Annotated in this window: 22 protein-coding genes; 9 read left to right on the top strand and 13 right to left on the bottom strand. The window is 54.6% G+C overall.

What is annotated here, in order from left to right; genetic code table 11:
- Nucleotides 1-130 precede the first annotated feature (130 nt).
- From O9K67_RS13270 to O9K67_RS13260, 3 genes are all read left to right on the top strand, one after another.
- Complete coding sequence (locus O9K67_RS13270; RefSeq protein WP_061495613.1) at nucleotides 131-1036, top strand: flagellin N-terminal helical domain-containing protein; 906 nt, start codon at nucleotides 131-133, stop codon at nucleotides 1034-1036.
- Nucleotides 1037-1225: 189 nt separating this feature from the next.
- On the top strand, nucleotides 1226-1447 hold the full coding sequence (locus O9K67_RS13265) for a hypothetical protein (protein WP_061495616.1): 222 nt from the start codon (nucleotides 1226-1228) through the stop codon (nucleotides 1445-1447).
- 44 nt (nucleotides 1448-1491) lie between these two features.
- Nucleotides 1492-1917 carry a hypothetical protein gene (locus O9K67_RS13260; protein WP_061495618.1) on the top strand — a complete coding sequence of 142 codons (426 nt, stop codon included), beginning with the start codon at nucleotides 1492-1494 and terminating at the stop codon, nucleotides 1915-1917.
- Nucleotides 1918-2500: 583 nt separating this feature from the next.
- On the opposite strand, the gene mgtS is transcribed toward O9K67_RS13260, so the two are convergent.
- Together mgtS and ftrA are read right to left on the bottom strand one after the other, a co-directional pair.
- Complete coding sequence (mgtS, locus tag O9K67_RS13255) at nucleotides 2501-2596, bottom strand: protein MgtS (protein ID WP_088237490.1); 96 nt, start codon at nucleotides 2594-2596, stop codon at nucleotides 2501-2503.
- Between the two features lie 103 nt (nucleotides 2597-2699).
- On the bottom strand, nucleotides 2700-3704 hold the full coding sequence (gene ftrA / locus O9K67_RS13250) for a transcriptional regulator FtrA (protein ID WP_061495620.1): 1005 nt from the start codon (nucleotides 3702-3704) through the stop codon (nucleotides 2700-2702).
- A 67-nt stretch (nucleotides 3705-3771) separates the two neighbouring features.
- On the opposite strand from ftrA, the gene O9K67_RS13245 reads away from it, so the two are divergent.
- On the top strand, nucleotides 3772-4167 hold the full coding sequence (locus tag O9K67_RS13245) for a rhodanese-like domain-containing protein (RefSeq protein ID WP_061495622.1): 396 nt from the start codon (nucleotides 3772-3774) through the stop codon (nucleotides 4165-4167).
- Between the two features lie 205 nt (nucleotides 4168-4372).
- Nucleotides 4373-5476: a cobalamin-independent methionine synthase II family protein gene (locus O9K67_RS13240; RefSeq protein ID WP_061495625.1), complete on the top strand. Its 1104-nt coding sequence runs from the start codon at nucleotides 4373-4375 to the stop codon at nucleotides 5474-5476.
- Nucleotides 5477-5510: 34 nt separating this feature from the next.
- On the opposite strand, the gene ydeE is transcribed toward O9K67_RS13240, so the two are convergent.
- Nucleotides 5511-6698 (bottom strand): efflux MFS transporter YdeE, encoded by a 1188-nt coding sequence (gene ydeE, locus O9K67_RS13235; protein ID WP_061495627.1) that lies wholly within the window; start codon nucleotides 6696-6698, stop codon nucleotides 5511-5513.
- Nucleotides 6699-6893: 195 nt separating this feature from the next.
- Here ydeE and eamA point away from each other — a divergent pair, with 195 nt between their 5' ends.
- Nucleotides 6894-7790, top strand: a complete 897-nt coding sequence (gene eamA, locus O9K67_RS13230; RefSeq protein WP_061495629.1) for an O-acetylserine/cysteine exporter — start codon at nucleotides 6894-6896, stop codon at nucleotides 7788-7790.
- Between the two features lie 36 nt (nucleotides 7791-7826).
- Here eamA and marB read toward each other — a convergent pair whose 3' ends face one another.
- From marB to marR, 3 genes are read right to left on the bottom strand one after another with little or no spacing between them, the layout of a single operon-like run.
- Nucleotides 7827-8045 (bottom strand): multiple antibiotic resistance protein MarB, encoded by a 219-nt coding sequence (gene marB / locus O9K67_RS13225; RefSeq protein WP_061495631.1) that lies wholly within the window; start codon nucleotides 8043-8045, stop codon nucleotides 7827-7829.
- 31 nt (nucleotides 8046-8076) lie between these two features.
- Nucleotides 8077-8460, bottom strand: a complete 384-nt coding sequence (marA, locus tag O9K67_RS13220) for an MDR efflux pump AcrAB transcriptional activator MarA (protein WP_139109669.1) — start codon at nucleotides 8458-8460, stop codon at nucleotides 8077-8079.
- Between the two features lie 17 nt (nucleotides 8461-8477).
- Nucleotides 8478-8912 (bottom strand): multiple antibiotic resistance transcriptional regulator MarR, encoded by a 435-nt coding sequence (marR, locus tag O9K67_RS13215; RefSeq protein WP_061495634.1) that lies wholly within the window; start codon nucleotides 8910-8912, stop codon nucleotides 8478-8480.
- Nucleotides 8913-9156: 244 nt separating this feature from the next.
- Between marR and O9K67_RS13210 the strand changes: the two genes are divergently transcribed.
- Together O9K67_RS13210 and O9K67_RS13205 are read left to right on the top strand one after the other, a co-directional pair.
- Nucleotides 9157-9831, top strand: coding sequence for a MarC family NAAT transporter (locus O9K67_RS13210; protein WP_061500014.1), 675 nt, complete (start codon nucleotides 9157-9159; stop codon nucleotides 9829-9831).
- The gene (locus O9K67_RS13205; RefSeq protein WP_061495637.1) at nucleotides 9831-10991 is read left to right on the top strand and encodes an alpha/beta hydrolase; all 1161 of its coding nucleotides are present in this window, start codon (nucleotides 9831-9833) and stop codon (nucleotides 10989-10991) included. The genes O9K67_RS13210 and O9K67_RS13205 overlap by 1 nt, the downstream gene beginning before the upstream one ends.
- A 4-nt stretch (nucleotides 10992-10995) precedes the next feature.
- On the opposite strand, the gene O9K67_RS13200 is transcribed toward O9K67_RS13205, so the two are convergent.
- Entirely contained in the window at nucleotides 10996-12198 is a 1203-nt protein-coding gene (locus O9K67_RS13200; RefSeq protein ID WP_061495639.1) for a sugar transporter, read from the bottom strand.
- 172 nt (nucleotides 12199-12370) lie between these two features.
- Here O9K67_RS13200 and O9K67_RS13195 point away from each other — a divergent pair, with 172 nt between their 5' ends.
- Nucleotides 12371-13177: a PhzF family phenazine biosynthesis protein gene (locus tag O9K67_RS13195; RefSeq protein ID WP_061495641.1), complete on the top strand. Its 807-nt coding sequence runs from the start codon at nucleotides 12371-12373 to the stop codon at nucleotides 13175-13177.
- Nucleotides 13178-13236: 59 nt separating this feature from the next.
- Here O9K67_RS13195 and O9K67_RS13190 read toward each other — a convergent pair whose 3' ends face one another.
- The 6 genes from O9K67_RS13190 to O9K67_RS13165 all read right to left on the bottom strand — a co-directional run bounded on the left by O9K67_RS13190 (nucleotide 13237) and on the right by O9K67_RS13165 (nucleotide 19143).
- Entirely contained in the window at nucleotides 13237-13914 is a 678-nt protein-coding gene (locus O9K67_RS13190) for an SDR family NAD(P)-dependent oxidoreductase (protein ID WP_061495643.1), read from the bottom strand.
- Between the two features lies 1 nt (nucleotide 13915).
- The gene (locus tag O9K67_RS13185; protein WP_061495645.1) at nucleotides 13916-14386 is read right to left on the bottom strand and encodes a YhcH/YjgK/YiaL family protein; all 471 of its coding nucleotides are present in this window, start codon (nucleotides 14384-14386) and stop codon (nucleotides 13916-13918) included.
- Entirely contained in the window at nucleotides 14383-15549 is a 1167-nt protein-coding gene (locus O9K67_RS13180; RefSeq protein ID WP_061495647.1) for a sialidase family protein, read from the bottom strand. The genes O9K67_RS13185 and O9K67_RS13180 overlap by 4 nt, the downstream gene beginning before the upstream one ends.
- 1 nt (nucleotide 15550) lies before the next feature.
- On the bottom strand, nucleotides 15551-16975 hold the full coding sequence (locus tag O9K67_RS13175; protein WP_061495649.1) for a sodium:solute symporter family protein: 1425 nt from the start codon (nucleotides 16973-16975) through the stop codon (nucleotides 15551-15553).
- Nucleotides 16976-17050: 75 nt separating this feature from the next.
- On the bottom strand, nucleotides 17051-17935 hold the full coding sequence (locus O9K67_RS13170) for a dihydrodipicolinate synthase family protein (RefSeq protein WP_061495651.1): 885 nt from the start codon (nucleotides 17933-17935) through the stop codon (nucleotides 17051-17053).
- Between the two features lie 71 nt (nucleotides 17936-18006).
- On the bottom strand, nucleotides 18007-19143 hold the full coding sequence (locus tag O9K67_RS13165; RefSeq protein WP_061495653.1) for an iron-containing alcohol dehydrogenase: 1137 nt from the start codon (nucleotides 19141-19143) through the stop codon (nucleotides 18007-18009).
- Nucleotides 19144-19249 lie beyond the last annotated feature (106 nt).

The following is a 19249-nucleotide window of genomic DNA, read 5'->3' as shown; positions in this document are numbered from 1 at the left end:
GGTCTCTGGCTGTCGCCGTAAAGCTTCCTAAGAAAATCCTTAAAGCCCTGAAATAATTTGTCGATACATAACCGGAACACCGGTTCATATCGGCAGGAAAGATTATAAAAATTCAGCGCAGGATTCGCTTATGGCCGTCATTAACACCAATACACTCTCACTGATTAACCAAAACAATCTCAGTAAATCGCAGACGGCGTTGGGGTCGTCGATTGAACGCTTATCTTCCGGGGTCCGCATCAACAGCGCGAAAGATGATGCTGCGGGTCAGGCTATTGCCAACCGTTTTACTTCTAATATCAACGGCATGGGTGTTGCTGCGCGTAATGCCAACGACGCCATTTCACTGGCGCAAACGGCGGAAGGCGCACTGAGTGAAATCAACAACAACCTGCAACGTATCCGGGATTTGACCGTCCAGGCGCAAAACAGCTCAAATTCCGCCTCGGATATCGACTCAATCCAGGCGGAAGTGAACGAACGCATGGAAGAGATTAACCGTGTGACCACGCAAACGGATTTCAACGGCATCAAAGTGCTGAACACCAGTTCCGGAACGTTCAGCTATGGCTTCCATGTGGGCACGGAGGACGGTGAGGAAATCGCCATCAGCATGAGCAGCAGCGACAGCTACAACCTCTACGCCAATTCAGGTGCGATTCGCGACGTGTCCGGGGATTTTATCAATGGCAGCGCGCGTAGCACGATGTCGCAAGGCTTTGATGTTCTTCACGGTCTTGTGACCTCCGGCGGCATGACGAGCGGCAGCCCGCTGGCGGCCATCGATGATGCGATTAAAGCGGTCGATACGCAGCGTAGCGCACTGGGTGCTTACCAGAACCGTTTTGAATCGGTGATCAGCAATTTAAGCAATGCCGCGAATAATCTCTCCTCGGCTCGCAGCCGGATCCTGGATTCGGACTATGGTACGGAGGTATCGAACATGTCGCGCGCGCAACTCCTCCAGCAGGCGGGAAGCTCGGTGCTGGCGCAGGCCAACCAGGTGCCACAAACCATGCTCTCCTTACTGCGTTAAGTGCTTTTGGCGGCACACTCAATTGTTAAAGTGTGTGCTGCCTCACATTTCGACCCGTGGCATTACCCGCCTCATTAAGTCAAATTAAAAGACCCGATTTTAGAGCTTAACATTCTGTGGCATCACGCAGGCATTACTGGAATGTCTGTGTTAATGTCGAATGCTATTTGAGCAACTGAGGTAACCGACATGACCAAAAATGTAGTGGTAATTCGCGCCGGTGGTAAGGTTGAAAACGTAACCGTGGAAGATAATGCAAAATCGGTTACGTTCAAAAATGAGCAGAGCTCGTTTCTCGAAATTCCCATTGAATCCTGGGATCTTGATGGCGAAACATTTCTTGTTGCCCGATTCTCTGACCTGGTCACTTCGCAGGAAACTGAACAGGCCATCCGTCAATTCTACTCATAACAACCGCCTGCGGGCGGTTTTCAATACCAGATGCGGAGATCAAAATGGAAAATCAACGTGAAGTGCCCGCGGCAATAACGCCCACGATCAGTACGCAGGACAGCGCCTTATCACACCTGGTATCCTGTGCGAATTTAGGTGCGGGAATGGTGGTCACGCTGGTTGTCGACGGTCAGGTTGTCGCCGGAGAACTGGTTTCCGGGCAGGAGTATGCCTTATTTACCGCCAAAGCGATCCGCTCTGTTCCCGGCGATGAATCGGTGACAAACTCTATCGCCCGGTTCTTTGACGATCTGGCTGAAGATTATCGCGTTGACGATGACCATGTTATTCCACTTAATTATTTGCATATTAAAGATCCGTCATGGATGACCGGAAATGCGGGGTGGACCAGCGTTAAAGGAACCATATTACGCGTGCATATTGCGAAGGTGAGCGGTTTTTCTTTAGGCAAAGCCAAAAACGCGTAACGGAATATGTCAATAAAAGGGCCTCAACAAGAGGCCCTTACTCTATTACCTGCTTCGGCCACCTTTTCCTTCGTAGCACGGGAATACAGGATTTTGCCGTCAGTCTCGTACCACAAACCGAGCAAATTGCACCATGAGGCTGATGCCGGCCCGGGCAGAAGGTCGTGAATAAAAATTTTTGACTGCTGCAAACCGGGCATTGAAATTTAATATTGGGGATAACCCCTCCGGCCTGTTGAATGGAAAGCTGAAGTTAACACAATAAGTTCATTCTGAAAGATATATCGTCAGTGATTTCAACAGTAAAACGTTTCGCTGACGGAAATATTCCGCCCACACCCCTCACGCAGTAAGCGCGATGTGGTTTTTTCCGTTTAGATACCGTTGAGGATGGCGATGTTAAATTATGTACGATCCGTTAACCAGATCGTTTGAGTTAGCGTATAAAGCAAAACATAAAACTATCCATGCAAGCATTGACCGCCGTTATCTGGCGGTTTTTTTTGTTCATCAGCCAGAAAAAGAAACGGCCCTTTACGTTTTTGCGTAAAGGGCCGTCGCGGTGGGGGATTATAGTCGTTCATCAGTCATCCCATTTATGGCTAAAATAAGCAGCCAGAAAACCAGAAAACAATACAATTCCCAGTACTGCGATAAATACGTGCATATTTCCCATCATGTTAAACCTCCATCTAATGTACGAACTGACCTCTCTTACCTTAATTTGCCGCGATGGAGATATATTAACCGGGTAAATCTAAATAAAAGCTGAATAGTGTGAATTATTTCGTGGGAAGCGTAAATTTCTTCCGATACATCGCCGGGGAAATACCGTGCTGTTGGTGAAAATGGTGACGTAATGATGCGGCATTGCCAAATCCACTATGCCCGGCGATAAGATCAATACTCATCCGCGACGTGACCAGCAACTCCTGTGCGCGCAGGAGCCGTTCCTGTAAAATCCAGCGCTGTGGCGTGGTTCCGGTAGACTCCTGAAAACGGCGTAAAAAGGTACGTGGGCTCATGCCTGTGCGCTGTGCCAGCGAGGTAACCGTATGTGGCTGTGCCAGCTGTTGGTGGAGAAAATCGAACAACTGCCCCAGTTGCTTACTCTCCCGGGTTCGGGCTACCGGGCGGGTGAGGTGCTGCGTTTGCGAACCATCGCGGTGCGGCTGTACCACAAGGCGCTGTGCGACAAGATTGGCTATTTCGATACCAAAGTCCTGTCGCACCACGTGCAGACACAGGTCGATACCTGCCGCGCTACCGGCAGACGTCATCACGTTTCCCTCATCGTAATAGAGCGCATCTTCCAGCACATCTATTGCCGGATAGTGCTCACGCAGCAGCGGCGTGTAGCGCCAGTGGGTGGTCGCTTTACGCCCGTTCAACAGGCCGGCAGCCGCCAGCACAAAGACACCGGAACAGATTGAGATGATGCGGCAACCCCGCAGGCTGGCTGCCCGCAAGGCAGCGCACAATGTCTCAGGAACCGGCATTTGCGCGCCGCGCCAGCCGGGAACCACAATCGTGTCAGCAGTGGCGAGCAGCGCCAGCCCCCCCTCCGTCAGGACGCGAATACCGCCCGTGGCGCGAAGCTCACCTTCTTCTATGGCCGCCACCGCAAAGCTGTACCAGCTATCGCCCATCTCCGGGCGTGGCAGACCAAAAATCTCCACGGCCACGCCAAACTCAAATGTGCACAGGCCATCGTAGGCGAGGGCAATAACGCGATGGCGCGATGCAGTACGTCGTAAAGTTGTCATTATCCTGGTGTTATCTGGCATAGAGAAGGGCAGTGAGATTGTATTGTTTTGGTTAGAGTAGTGTTAACACAAACACGGAGAAAGCACTATGAGCTATGTGACCGATATTCCCGCCGCTTCGCCGGAAGAAGCCGCCAGCCACTTTATGCACCGCCTGAGCGTAGAAACCGATTGTGCGGATGTGCACCATGCCATCAGCCAGCAGGATCAGGATTTTGTGTTGTTACACGTGGTGGGTAGCCCTGAAACGTTTGCCCGTCGCCATCTCCCCGGCGCGCTGCATTTACCGCACAGCCAGATGACTCCGGAGCGTATGGCACAGTGGCCAGCAGACACATTGTTTGTTGTCTATTGCGCCGGGCCGCACTGCAACGGTGCCGATCGCGCGGCGCTGAAACTGGCGCGGATGGGGCTGGCGGTGAAAATTATGCTCGGTGGGATTACCGGCTGGGAAGATGAAGGCTATACCTTTGCCCACGGGTAAGGCCCTGATGCGGGTTAAGCATGAGAGTTTCATCTTCGTTCACTCAAGTTGAAATTTATTCATGTCCCGTGAATTTTTCTCGTTTGCGGTCAGCGGCCCGGTGTGACATTTTATTTGGACATTTAGCCGTCCAGAAGGCTGAAAATTCAAATAATGAATTATCACGCCGGGTAACCATCTGCCCAGGCGCACGAGGAGAAGCAGTATGCAGCGACATCAGGCCCCATTCCGCGCTGACGTAGTCGGCAGTTTTTTACGTCCGGACGCCATCAAACAGGCGCGTCAGCAGTTTGCTCAGGGTGACATCACCGCACAGCAGTTGCGCAGCGTGGAAGATGAAGCCATTCGTCAGGTTGTTGAGCAACAGTGCGCCTGCGGCCTGCATGTGGTGACCGACGGTGAGTTTCGCCGTGCATGGTGGCATTTTGACTTCTTCGACGGTCTGGAAGGTGTGGAGCGCTATGACGCTGATAAAGGTATTCAATTTAATGGCGTGCAAACCAAAGCGCACGGCGTACGGGTGATCGACAAACTGCGTTTCGGCAATCACCCGATGCTGGCGGATTTTCGTTATCTGAAAAGCATCAGCGGCAATGCCCAGCCGAAGATGACCATTCCCAGCCCGAGCGTGCTGCACTTCCGCGGCGGACGTAAAGATATCGACGCGACAGTCTATCCGCATCTGGATGCCTATTTTGATGACCTGGCGACCACCTGGCGCGACGCGATCCACGCGTTTTACGCCGCAGGTTGCCGCTATTTGCAACTGGATGACACCGTCTGGGCCTATCTGTGTTCTGACGATCAGCGTCGACAAATCCGTGAGCGTGGCGACGATCCGGATGCGCTGGCACGCATTTACGCCCGGGTGATTAACCAGGCACTGGAAGGCAAGCCGGAGGATTTAACCGTCGGGCTGCATGTTTGTCGTGGTAACTTCCGCTCCACCTGGATTTCGGAAGGGGGCTATGAGCCGGTAGCGGAAGTGCTATTTGGCAGCGTCAATGTTGATGCCTTCTTTCTCGAATATGACAATGACCGCTCCGGCGATTTTGCACCGCTGCGTTTTGTCCGCCCCGGCAAACAGCAAGTGGTGCTGGGCCTGATCACCACCAAAAATGGCGAGCTGGAAAACCCGGAGGGTATCAAGGCGCGTATTCAGGAAGCAGCGAAATTTGTCGACATCAACCAGATTTGCCTCAGCCCGCAGTGCGGTTTTGCCTCAACGGAAGAGGGCAATACCCTGACGCCAGCACAACAGTGGGACAAGGTTCGGCTGGTGACGCAGATTGCCGAACAGGTGTGGTAAGCGTGGGACACCGGCGCGTAACGCGCCGGTTTTTTTATTGCGTCTGCACAACGCCCCACGGGCGGATTTGCATCCCCCGTATCATCATCAGCCAGGCCAGCACAATGGTGATTATTAAGATAATAAACAGTGACCAGGCGGGTAACGTGGTCAAAATAATGCCGGTGATTAAGGGATTCATTGCCGCACCGAGCCAGCCCAGCGCCTGAGCCGAGAAGTAGGTGGCTTTCATTCCCGCTGGCGCAATGTTGTCGATCAGCAGGTATTCGCCTGGCGCGTAGATCACCTCACCCAGCGTGAAAACGGCGGCGGAAAGCCCCCACAGCCACAGATTGTTGCCGGACAACATAAAGCCGAGCAGACCTATCATAAAACATACCGTACCAGTCGCCATCAGCGGGCGCAGGTTAGCGGCGTTGAGTTTTCGCCCTACGGCATATTGAAGCGTGACCACCACGGCGGCATTAACCGGCAGCACCACGGCGACCACACGCTCAGCGAAATCACTGCTTGCCACGGCCATAACATACTGGGAGAGGCAGGAAGCGAAAGAACCGGCAACAAACGAGGCGAGGAAGTTCGACAGCGTGAACCAGCCGAGCGCTTTGTCTTTCAGTAATACTGAGGGTTGCCAGACTGCCGGGCCGTCTGTGCCTGCGCCTTGGGCCACACGCCTGACATAGAACTGAATAAACACCAGCGGGAACGCGGCGCACACTGCCGCCAGCCAGAACGGCAGATTGATGCTCTGCATCACCAATAGGGTGCCGAGCGGGGGGCCGACGGTCCAGCCAATATTCAGCACGGTGTAGTTTAGCGAGAAGATCTTCGCCTTCGCTGTCGGGGTAAGCGTATCGGCAAAATAGGCTTTCAGTACGGTGGAAAACACCGAGTATGCGCAGTTAATCAGGGCAAAAAACAGCACCACCAGTCCTGCATGATCGACCAGCGGAATGGCGGCAAAACCGACGATAAACGCGGTAATCGCGAGTAACATATAGCGCTTTTTATCGAACTTATCCGCCAGCATGCCGAAACCGAGGCTAAAGACCACGCCAATGGTCAGCGCAAGCGTCATGGCGTAACCAACCTGATCGACCGCCATGCCATACTGGCGATTGAGGTAAATGGTCATAAAGGGCAGCGTCGCGCCGCGCCCGATGGTGAGTAACAGCGATGAGGCCAGCAAAGCGGCGGTTGAGCGTGTTTGCGTTGAGATCATTGGCTTATCCGACATGCGTGTTGTTATATTTTTTTGTGATGTATACAGCAATAACATGCATAAAGTGCGAAGTACACCCGCATGTTTGTCGCGAAATGCCTTAACTGACCTACCTGATTTAATGATCTGTCGCTGTACATTTTTTTGCGTTAACGTAAATTTTTTACAAAATTTTAAACTACACAGGGGCGAAGAATGGCGCGTAAAGATGTCCTGCTGGCGATGTTGGTAGTGGTGGCGTGGGGGCTTAACTTTGTGGTCATAAAAGTCGGTCTGCACGCTATGCCGCCATTAATGCTGGCAGGTTTGCGCTTTGTACTGGTGGCGTTTCCGGCGCTGTTGTTTGTGGCGCGTCCCAAAATCCCACTCTCTTTACTGTTGGGGTATGGACTGACCATCAGCTTTGGGCAATTTGCTTTTCTGTTTTGCGCCATCAAGTTTGGTATGCCCGCCGGTCTGGCTTCGCTGGTGCTACAGGCGCAGGCATTTTTTACCATCGTCCTTGGCGCGGGCGTGTTTGGCGAACGCTTACAGGCGAAACAGCTGGTCGGGATAACGCTGGCTATTCTCGGTGTGCTGGTGCTGATTGAGTCAAGCCTCACCGGGCAGCATGTGCCGATGGTCGGTTTCATCCTCACCCTGGCCGGGGCATTTAGCTGGGCCTGCGGCAATATCTTCAATAAAAAAATTATGCAGCACACATCCCGGCCCGCGGTGATGTCGCTGGTGGTGTGGAGTGCACTGATCCCGATTGTTCCGTTTATGCTGGCGTCGCTCGTCGTCGACGGTCCGGCTGCTATCCTGCAAAGCCTGGTGAGTATTGATGTGACAACGCTGTTGTCGCTGGTCTATCTGGCGTTTGTCGCCACCATTATCGGTTACGGTATTTGGGGATCCCTGTTGGGACGCTATGAAACCTGGCGTGTGGCGCCGCTGTCTTTGCTGGTGCCGGTGGTGGGGATGGCGAGCGCGGCGTTGCTGCTGGGCGAAACGTTGTCGGTATGGCAACTGCTCGGAGCATTATTGGTGATGGCAGGGCTCTATATCAATGTGTTTGGTTTTCGTTTACGTCGTGCGGTGCAGGCAGGATAAGCGAGAAAAAGCCCCGCAGTGTGCGGGGCAAAACGGTTAGCCGCGCTGATTGTAATACGGCACGCCTAATTCGTCGGATTTGTCGCTCCCCGCGCCCATATGGTTAAAATCATACGGCGATGTTTGTTGGGCAGCGGCGGGTAAAATCATCGTGTCGCGCGCGTTCTGCTGCGCGGGATGATTAAATTGCTCCGCATAACTCTGGCCGGAAACCAACACCAGCAGGGTGACGGCGGCACAGGCGATACGTTTCATACTTTCCTCGATACGTCTTTAAAACAGGCGATTAGCAACTACAGTGATTGAGTGGCAGGAGATACCGGGATTCTCCGGGCATATCCGTGACACGGAATTTATGCGGCGGCACGTCGAAATAGTTCTTAAACGTGCGGGTCAGGGTTTGTTGCGATTCAAACCCATAACGCTCTGCCAGATACAGGATCGGTTCGTTGCTCTCCTTGAGCTTTTGCGCAATTTCCGTCAGCTTGCGGCTGCGAATGTATTGGCCCAGCGAATGACCAGTCTCTTTTTTAAACATCCGTTGCAGGTGCCACTTGGAGTAACCGGAACGCTCTGACACTTTTTCCAGTGACAGCGGTGATTCCAGGTTATCCTCGATCCAGTCCAAAATGCTATGAATGGTAATAGCGTCAGTATTGCGTCTGGACATCGTCATACCTCTTTGTTTTACGGCAATATTTTCTTAAGCAAATGCTCAAGTGTTGCCACTTCTTCTGCCGTTAAGTTTTTTGTTAATTCCTGATGCAGGTTTTGCCCTACCAATTGATGACATTGCTCACATAATGCTGCGCCGTCGGCCGTTAACTGCACCAACACGCCGCGCTTGTCATGTGGATTCGGGTTACGTTCGATCCAGCCTTTACACACCAGTCTGTCCAGCATGCGAGTCAGGGCGCCGAGATCGACAGAAAGCACTTTTTTTAGTTCCACCGGGGTAATGCACACCTGGCAGCGGATAGAACAGAGCACCTTAAATTGGGTGGCTGTCACATCCAGCGGCGACAGATAGTCGTTCAGTAAACGATCTTTTTTTTGGTTAACCATGTGGATCAAACGGCCAAGAGGAATGATGTCGTTAAATAGATCATTCGTACTTTTCACAATGGTTGCCCCGGCAAGTAGATTAGTCACGGCAGATATTATTGCTCAGGCAAATATAAGTCAACCGAATGAGTTGACCGATGCCACTATTTGCTAAAACACGGGAGGATGTAAAAAAATTTCCAGCGTAAACAATCTAATAGCTTTATTTTTTCGTGCTGTGACCATCCGCAAACCCTGCTTTCGCCTTCGCGTTAAGGCTATACTGCGAACGTTTTGACCCCCTCAAGGAGTGATGCGCATTATGCTGGAATTAGTGAAAGTGATTGGCCTCGGGCTGGTGGTATTGTTGCCGCTGGCAAACCCGCTAACCACCGTCGCGCTGTTTTTAGGGCTGGCGGGGAATATGAACAGCGCTCAACGCAACCAGCAGGCGCTGATGGCATCGGTCTATGTGTTCATCATTATGATGGTGGCGTATTACGCCGGGCAGCTGGTGATGAGCACCTTCGGCATTTCGATCCCGGGATTACGCATCGCCGGTGGGTTGATTGTTGCCTTTATTGGTTTTCGCATGCTGTTTCCGCAGCAAAAGCCGCACGAGTCGCCGGAAGCCAAAACCAAATCTGAAGAGCTGCAAGATGAGCCTGGCGCCAATATCGCCTTTGTGCCGCTGGCGATGCCCAGTACCGCCGGGCCAGGCACCATTGCGATGATCATCAGCTCTGCGTCGACGATCCGCCACGGCACAGCGTTCCCTGCGTGGATTATCACCGTTGCGCCGCCGCTTGTTTTTGCCATTGTGGCCGTTATCCTGTGGGCAAGCCTGCGTAGCTCCGGCGCGATTATGCGGCTGGTGGGAAAGGGCGGCATTGAGGCTATCTCCCGGCTGATGGGTTTTTTGCTGGTCTGTATGGGTGTGCAATTTATCATTAACGGGGTGCTGGAAATTATCACCACCTTTCATGCAGGGGCATAATGGGAACGCGTATCGGGTTTGCCATGATTGCGCTCAGTCTGCTGCTGGTAGGCTGCCAACAGCGAGCGATCGTTGAGGCACCGCTCGGGCAAAAAAGCTTTACCAGCTATCAGCAGCAAACCCGTGCGTTTGTTGCCGCACACCGCGCTTTTCAGACGCTGGATAAAAATACCGAATTGCAGTTAAACACGCCGCAGGAGTGGCGCCCTGCGTCACCCGCGCGCAAGGGCATTTTGCTGATCCACGGACTGGGCGATGGCCCCGCCTCGTTTGTGGATATTGCACCGCAACTGGCGAAACAGGGTTTTCTGGTGCGCACGGTGTTGCTGCCAGGGCACGGTACGCGGCCTGCCGATCTGTTGAGTGTCAGCGCCGATCAGTGGCGCGAAGTGGTGCAAGAGCAGGCGGATATTCTCGCAAAAGAGGTGGATTCGCTGTGGGTCGGTGGGTTTTCAACCGGTGGTAATCTGGCACTGGATTATGCCATGACGCATCATGACAGCGTGCAGGGGCTACTCTTATTCTCTCCGGCCTTCAAGTCCAGTACTGGCTATGATTTCCTTGCGCCGACGGTCGCGCTGTTTCGCGACTGGCTACGCCCGCCAGGCACCCTTTTTCCCCAGCAGATCGCCACGCGCTATTTACGCGTTCCGACGAATGGCTTTGCGCAGTTCTGGTGGACAGCGGCCCGTGCGCAGGACTGGCTGGCGCAAAAGGCCTGGGACAAACCCGCGCTACTGGTGCTGGCTGAGCACGATTCGGTGCTGAATACCCGTTGGATCCTTGAGCATTTTGACCGCAGTTTTACCCACCCCGCGAGCCGGGTCATTTGGTGCGGTACACCGCCGGTAGGCGTGGTAAAAGCGCCGCGAATCCTGGTGAAAACCGATGTCTTGCCGCAAGATCGCATCAGCCAGTTTTCCCATATGTCGGTCCTCTTCTCACCGCAAAACCCGCTCTATGGGCGCAAAGGCAGCGTGGTATTGTGCGCGAACGGGCAGCCGGAAGCCGTAGCCAGACGTTGCCTGGCGGGAGAAGAAGTGTGGTATTCCGATTGGGGGTTGGTCGAGCCGGATAAAATTCATGCCCGGCTGACCTGGAATCCGTGGTTTGACTGGCAAACCACGGTGATGGATTCGGTCATTTCGCAGCAGATGTAATGACTTACGAGTGACTGGGGCTGGTCTGTTCTTCCAGTTTTACCGGCCAGCGGCGGAAAATCAATACGGACCACACCAGCGCGGCAACCGCCGGGATCGCCCCGGCATAGCCGATGGCGTCCATCGACCAGTGCAGGCTCATCTGATTCCCCACCAGCGCGCCGGCGCCGATGCCGATATTGAAAATGCCGGAAAAGAGCGACATCGCTACGTCAGTGGCATCCGGGGCCAGCGCCAGCACTTTGACCTGCATACCCAGCCCGATAACCATGATGGCGATACCCCAGAAAATGCTCAGTACCGCCAGATGTATTTCGCTACCGGATGCCGGTAACATCAGCACCAGTGAGGCAACCAGCATCGCAATAGCGCCACTGATCAGCCCGGATGCATGCTGATTGCCGAGTTTACCAAACAGTACGCTACCAATGATCCCCGCGCCGCCAAGCAGCAACAACAGCACCGTAGCGAAGTTGGCGCTAAAGCCCGCAACGTTCTGCACAAACGGCTCGATATAGCTGTACGCCGTATAATGGGCAGTGACCACGACCACGGTCAGCAGATAAATGCACATCAATGCCGGGCGACGGAACAGCAGCGGCAGGCTTTTCAGTGAGCCGGAATGTTCACTTGGCAGTTTTGGCAGCAGTTTGACCAGGCAGACCAGCGTAATTAATGCGCCCAGGCCGATGGCAAAAAAGGTGGTGCGCCAGCCGAAATATTGCCCGACCACGCGACCAATTGGCAGCCCCAGCACCATGGCCAGCGCGGTGCCGGTGGCGATCAGGCTTAACGCCTGCGCCCGTTTGCCCGCCGGGGCGAGGCGAATAGCCAGTGACGCAGTGATCGACCAGAAAATGGCATGTGCGAAGGCAATACCGATGCGGCTCAGTACCAGCGCCTCGAAATTCCATGCCAGGAAGGAGAGAACATGGCTGGCAATAAAAAGCACAAATAAGCCAATCAACAGCTTACGGCGTTCAATCTGGCTGGTCAGCAGCATAAATGGCAGCGACATCAACGCCACCACCCATGCGTAAATGGTCAACATGATCCCCACCTGCGCGGTCTCCATGTCGAAGCTTTGCGCAATGTCTGACAGCAGCCCAACGGGGACGAATTCGGTGGTGTTAAAAATAAAAGCGGCAACGGCAAGCGTTACCACCCGTAGCCACGCGACTTTTCGTGAAACCGTATTCGTTGTCATAAAAATGTTTAGCCAGGTGATGGAAAAGGGAGAGGGCGTGATCTTAAGGCTTTTGCTGGCGAAAATACAAACAATTTGTGATGCAGATCTCATTTTATGGCGAGATGGAAAATACCCATTGCATCGGGATCTAATAGCGTTCAAAAACAGAGAACAATAAAGAGGAACTGCTATGCAAACAATCGACTTCTATATGGTAGACGCTTTCAGCGATCGCACCTTTGGCGGTAATGCCGCCGCCGTTTGCCCACTGACCGAGTGGCTACCGGATGAGGTACTGCTGAAGATGGCGCAGCAGCATAATCAGTCTGAAACCGCGTTTTTTGTGCGTAACGACAGCGGCTTTGAGCTGCGCTGGTTTACCACGCAATCTGAAATTAACCTCTGCGGGCATGCCACGCTCGCTGCTGCACATGTGATTTTTGAATATCTCGATTACCCGGATACCGCGATCCGCTTCACCACCCGTTTCGTCGGGGAGCTGAAAGTGACGCGCAATGGCGACTGGTTAACGCTCGACTTCCCGGCATGGTCGACGGAAGCGGTGGCGAATCCGCCCGCGCTACTGTTGACCACGCTCGGTATCGCAGCGGCGAAAGAGGTGCGCGTTGGGCGTGACTATCTGGTGGTGTTGGAAAACCAGGCGCAAGTCGAAGCCCTGCAACCGGATATCGCCGGTATGGTCCCATTGGGGAAAATGGTCTGCGTGACCGCGCCGGGTGAGTCGGTGGATTTTGTCAGCCGCTTCTTCTGCCCTGGCGAATCCGTACCGGAAGACCCGGTCACCGGCTCGGCCCATAGCATGCTGATCCCGTACTGGGGTGAAAAACAGGGCAAACAGGTGATGCAGGCGCGGCAGGTTTCTGCCCGGGGCGGGGATCTGCGCTGCGAGTGGCGGGGCGATCGCGTGCTGATTGGCGGCCAGGCAACATTGTACCTGATGGGGAAAGTGTTTCTGCGTGATGTTACGGGGGGGTAATGCCGGGCATGTCGTTGGATGGTGATGACACCTTGCCGACAGCCATACCCGGTACATGCTCACTTCAACGATGCGCCACCGCAGATCACCAGTTCCTGGCCGGTGATGGCTGCGGCATCGGCTGACAACACAAACCCTACCAGCGCTGCCACTTCCTGCGGTGTGATCAGACGCCCAATGGGCGGCACGTTTGGCGGCGAGCTTTCCCGTCCTGGTGCGCTCAGCATCGGGGTTTGCGTTGCGCCGGGCGCGACCACATTGGCGGTAATGCCGCGCGGTGCCAGTTCTGCCGCCCAGCTTCGTACCATGCCCACCAGCGCTGCTTTGGTCGCCACATACTGTGAACGCCCGGCTGCGCCGCGTGATGTACGGCTGCCAATCACCACAATCCGCCCGCCTGCCTGCATCTGGGGAGCAAAATGGTTGGCCAGCGTTTCTGCGGCCTGCACATGCAGCCGCCATAAACGCTGGCTGGCAGCGGCATTCAGTTCGCCAAGCGGTGCGGCGGCCATCATGCCAGCGGCATGGATCACCGCCTGCGGCGTTTCAAGCCCGTTGAGCGCCTGGCGCAAAGCGGCGTCATCGCTTAAATCGACCTGCAAACTGCGAAAGGCCGTGGTATTCCGCTGAACCGGCGAACGCGAAAGCCCGACCACCTGCCAGCCGTGATCAAGCAGCCAGCTGACAATGGCTTCGCCAATACCGGAACTGGCGCCGGTGACGACAGCAATCGACATCTTATTCCTCCAGTAGTGTGCGCGGCACTTTGAACACCGCTTTGCGCACGGTCATCGGTTGGTCAACCGCGCACAATGCCTGATGCGGTTCGCCTGGCAGGAACACGGCGAAATCACCGGCGCGCAGCGTCACACGCACTGGTAATTGCGCTTGGGTGGCAATAAACAGATCCGGTTTCCGCTCTTCATCTGTGCTTTTCGCCGCATACTGCGTGCCTGCGTGAATGGTCTCTTCGCCTGACAGTACTACCTGAATGTCCGCCCACTGATGGTGGTATTCCGTGTGGCGCTCAGCCTGCGGTCGGGTATTCGCCGGGCCAATATTGCAATACCAGGCTGCGTGCTCCGGTTGCAGGCGCCCGTCATCGTGCGCCTGAAGTGCCGCCAGTGAGCACTGGGGTAAATCAAGGATTGCCCTAAGCCCGGCGGGAAGCCCGGCCAGCGGCAGGGCGTTAAGGTTTCCGAGGATCATGGCAACTCCTTCACCCACGTCGGGGAGACGCGCACATATTTAATCGCCTGGCGGAAGTAGGTATAGGCGATATGCAGATTGCCATCAGCACCTTGTTTAATGCTCGGGTAGGAGAACTCACGGTTGAGTTTTTCCTGTGAATTGTTGGTCATGCAGTAACCGTCGCCCTCGTCGAGATTACGCTGCCACGGCCAGCTTTTCCCGCCGTCGGGTGAAATCGCCACCGTCATCGGCGCGCGCGGCGCGCCCCAAAAGGCACTGCGTCCGCCGGTCACCGTGGGTTCTTTGCGTCCGTCACCATCATCAATCTCATCATACAGCGATGCGCGTCGTTCTGTTGCGCCCGCCGCACTCATCGCGTTAAACACCAGAGCCAGCATGCCATCGTCCAGCGTGGTGACCTGAATGGACGAGTTATTGTTCGGCAATACCGTAGGTTCCGGTACCGACCAGCTTTCACCGCCATCGGTAGACTGGCTGTAATAGATATTATCTGCCCAGCGGCTACGGAACAGCGCCACCAGTGTTCCACTTGCCAGGGCGGTGATGTTCATATGTACGCAGCCGAGGCTTTCCGGTACGACAACGTCACGCCAGCTTTTCCCCTGATCGGCGGAGATTTTGACGGTGCTGATGTCGTCGTTACCCACCCATTTTTCGCCCGGTTGCGTGCGGCAATAAAACACCGGCAGCAACCAGTTGCCGTTATCCAGCACGGTAATAGGCTGGCGGATAAAGGTGCCAGGTTGATCCAGCAGCGTACCGATCTCGCCCCAGCTGGTGCCAAAATCTACAGACTGGCGGTAGCGCACGATAGCCGTATCCTGGTTACCGGAAATTTGCGCCGTCCACAACAGCCACAGCACATTATCCGGGGCAAGGAATAAGACCGGGTTTTGTTCGGAGCGTGACGGATCGTCCGACAGTTTTACCGCATCGCTCCACTGCTGCGCGCCGGATGCCAGACGTGAACTCCATACGGAGATATCCGCAATCCCTTCCTGTGTGCCACCAAACCAGACGCACATTATGTCGCCATTGGGCAGCGGCAGAATGTTCGCCGCATGGTTTTGCGGGCAGGATGACGGCAGCATGGCCGTGGTGACGCGAGCGTCCTGCGGAAGTGGGCGTAACACCCCATCGCGTTTTACAGTCACAGACATATCAAACTCCATTGTTTCGAACAGGGGTATGCGCGTTGCTGACGGCTTTGGGAACCGCTTTGTTAGGGATCAGGCGGTCGAGCACCATGATCACCGCCGGAGTGATCAGCGCAACATACATATTGTTAATGCCAAACGGATCGCCCAGCAGATACCAGATCGAGGTCACCACACAGGCACCAATCAAACCGGCATTAGCACCACGGGTGCTCTTAAAGAACGGCGCATAGAAGGCAATCACCGCCACCACCGAAATCGAGAGGCGGATGGCGCGGGTAAAGAAGGAGAGTTTCAGGACTTCCGGAACAAACAGCACAAAAATCAGCGGCAGGAAGCCAATCAGCAGCGACAACCAGCGTGTGGCTTTAAATTCTTGCTCTTGCGTCGGTTTGCGATAAGGCACGTAGAAATCTTTTACTACCAGCGATGCAATTGCCAGCGCCACGGTACTGACGCTCACAAAAATAGAGGCGACAAGTGACGTTGTCACGAGTCCTGCCACCCACGGGTTCATATCCTGCAGGAAAATCGGCATGGCATACAGGCTGTTGATTTCCGGGTGCAGGTATTTTGCCGCGACGCCAATGACCGCAATCGCCAGTGCAATCGGCAGGCAGAAGAAGAAGGCGACCCAGGTGGAACGTTTGGCGCTCTGAACATCTTTGGTCGAGCAAATTGCCTGGATCACAAACTGGGTACAAAAGATGGAGCCAATGGTGCCAATCAACCAGGCAAAAATGGTGCTGGCCCCAAAATTACCGTCCCAGGTCCAGTAGTATTTCGGCATGTTTTCAATCATTGGCGTAAAACCGCCGGTCTTCGACAAGGCAAAACCCATGATCGCCAGAATACCGAAATATTTGAGCGCGCTGTGCAGCAATGTCACCCATGCCACGCCTTTCATACCGCCAAAGGCGAAGTAGAAGGTACTGACGATAGCGGTAATAAAGGCGGCGATCGGCAGATTCACTTTCAGTACGGTTGAGATCGCCGCCGCGCCGCTTACGTAGTTGCCGACGTTCACCAGCAGCAGGGCGTAAATCATGATAATCGAGATGATGTTTTTGGTGCTGTTGCCATATTTTTCGGCAATCGCCCCGGAGATAGTAATTTTGCCGGTGTTATAGATGCGTTTAACCAGCAGCAGACCAAACAGCGGGAAACCAATGGCTGCGCCAATCACCGACCAGGAAGCGGCAAAGCCGTCTTCGAACGCCGCTTGCGCGGTGCCGACGGTCGATTTCGCGCCAATATACTCAGACATCAGCAGAATGCCGACGATAAAGGCGGGCATCGCACGCGACCCCTCCATAAAATCGCCGCTGTTTTTACTGCGCAAGCGGAAGGTTAACCAGGTGGTGAACAGAATATAAGCCACCACAATGCCAACAATGATCAGGGTATCTTGAGATGTAAAGGTGTTCATCTTTGCCTCTCTTCAGGGCGTGTGAATCCGGGGCGCGGTATGCGCCCGGTTTTCTTATGACGAATGACACCGCCGTTAGTGAAGGTACTGCGTCACTATCTGGCGGATCTGTTGAAGTTGCTGTGGGTTAAACGTGACAGCGTAACGACTTTCACCAACGTCATAACCCATGATTTGCAATGCTTTTTTTACGGCGGCCGGCGAGAAGGCCACGTTATACAGATCGGTACGTAACCCGGTGACGCTCTCTTGCGCACTGCGTGAACCTGCAATGTCGCCCGCCTGGAAACGTGACCAGATGGTGTTAATGGCCTGCGGTGCAACGTTTGCCAGCCCGGAAATGCAGGCAGAGCAGCCGTCTACAAATCCCTGATGGATTAACGAGTCCGGGCCGTTCAGAACATCGAAACCTTCGATATCTTTCACTGCATTCAGGAAACCGCTGAGGCTTTCATAGCTTCCGGCGCTGTCCTTGATACCGATAATGTTCGGATGTTCCGCCAGCGCACGAACGGTCTGGGGTTCGAGTGTGTTGCCGGTACGTGCCGGAATGTTGTAGAGAAATACCGGCACGTTTAATGCGTCGGCGATGGCGGTGTAGTGGTTAATCAGCTCATCTTGTTTCAGTGGCACGAAATAGGGCGTGATGACCGATACCGCATCCACACCCAGTTTCTCGATTTGCCGCCCCAGACGAAGGGTTTCACGGGTGGAGATTTCGCCGATGTGCGCCACCACCGGCGAACGTCCGGCTACTTCATCAACGCAAGTGGCGGTAACCGCGACCTTTTCCTGCTCGTTCAGCACGAAAAATTCCCCGTTGGTGCCACCGCAAAAAATGCCATTACCGGCCTCAAGCTGGCGGTTGATTTGTTGTCTGAGCGCGTGCGGGTTAACGTCCCCGTTGGCGTCGAAAGGTGTGACAATGGCGGTCAACACGCCGCTAATGTGCTTGTTCATAACGTATCCCTGATTCGCTGTTTATTCCCGGTGGCGCAGCGCTTACCGGGCCGACAGACGGTTAAAAACAGTTAAAACAATGTCTGATAGATGGCCTGCACCTGTGCGTGATCCAGGGTGCAGGGGGCGTTGTTCATCAGACGCTTAACATTCAGCGCGGCGTCGCTCAGCACCGGGATATCTTCACGGGGGACACCGAGTGCTTCGAGGTTGTCCGGCAGATTCAAGCGCTTAACCAGCGCAGCGAACCACTCCACCAGCGCCAGCGATTTCTGTTCGTTGCTCAGCGTGGTGTCGGCGCCGGGAACCAGATCCCAGACCAGGGCAAATTTCTCTACCGCGTGTGGACGCACCACTTTCATGCACGGTGCCAGCAAAATAGCGTTCGCCACACCGTGCGGCAGATGGTATTTGCCGCCAAGCGGGTAAGAGAGTGCGTGTACCAGATGTGTACCGGCATGAGCGATGGCCGCGCCGCCGTAATATGAGGCCCACAGCATCTCCAGCCGGGCAATCAGATTGTGCGGTTCATTGACGGCGGTTTCGATATTGCGCAGCAGTTTGCGCAGGCCCATCAGCGCCACGTTATCGCTGACCGGGTTGGCAATGGTGGCGGTGAAGCACTCAATCAGATGGCACAGCGCATCGATGCCGGTCGACGAGGCGATATGCGCAGGCATGCTGGTGGTCAGTTCCGGCAGTAAGGCGACGTAATCCGGTAACATCACCGGGGAGATAATGCCGATTTTGATGTCCTGCTCCGGGATCGCCAGAATCGCGTTAGGCGTGGCTTCCGAGCCAGTACCGGCGGTGGCAGGGATCAACAGCGACGTCACGCGCGCCGTGGGTTTGTCGCCTTTCAGCAGCGCAGACAAGCCCGGGGAGGCGGGATGGCAGAGAACGGATAACAGCTTGGCGACATCCAGCACGCTGCCACCGCCAATACCGACCACCAGATCAAATGTGCTATCGCCCAGCCCTTGCAGGATGTTGGCAACGTCATGATGGCTCGGTTCGGGCGGCACATTATCAATCAGTTGCAGAGCTGCACCGTTGGCCGTCAGCAGGGCGCGGATCTGCTGTGTCGGCGTAAGCTTTATAATGTTGCCGTCGCTGACCAGTAAGATTTTCTCTTTACCTGCAAGTAACGGCGCTATCGCCGGGATCGCGCCTGCGCCACTTATCAGGGTGCTATTAATCGTTACCACAACCTTCTCCTGTCTCTGTTATGGTGATTGAGTTCAATCATTACTTGTCAATCACCGTCACTACATGGCCTAAATTTATAATTTATTCGCAAACTGAATAAGTTGA

Origin of the sequence: Kosakonia oryzendophytica (assembly GCF_027886705.1) — a bacterium.
Taxonomy (GTDB): domain Bacteria; phylum Pseudomonadota; class Gammaproteobacteria; order Enterobacterales; family Enterobacteriaceae; genus Kosakonia; species Kosakonia oryzendophytica.
Note: the sequence above shows the minus strand (reverse complement) of the source record. Positions and strands in the feature narration are given on the sequence as shown.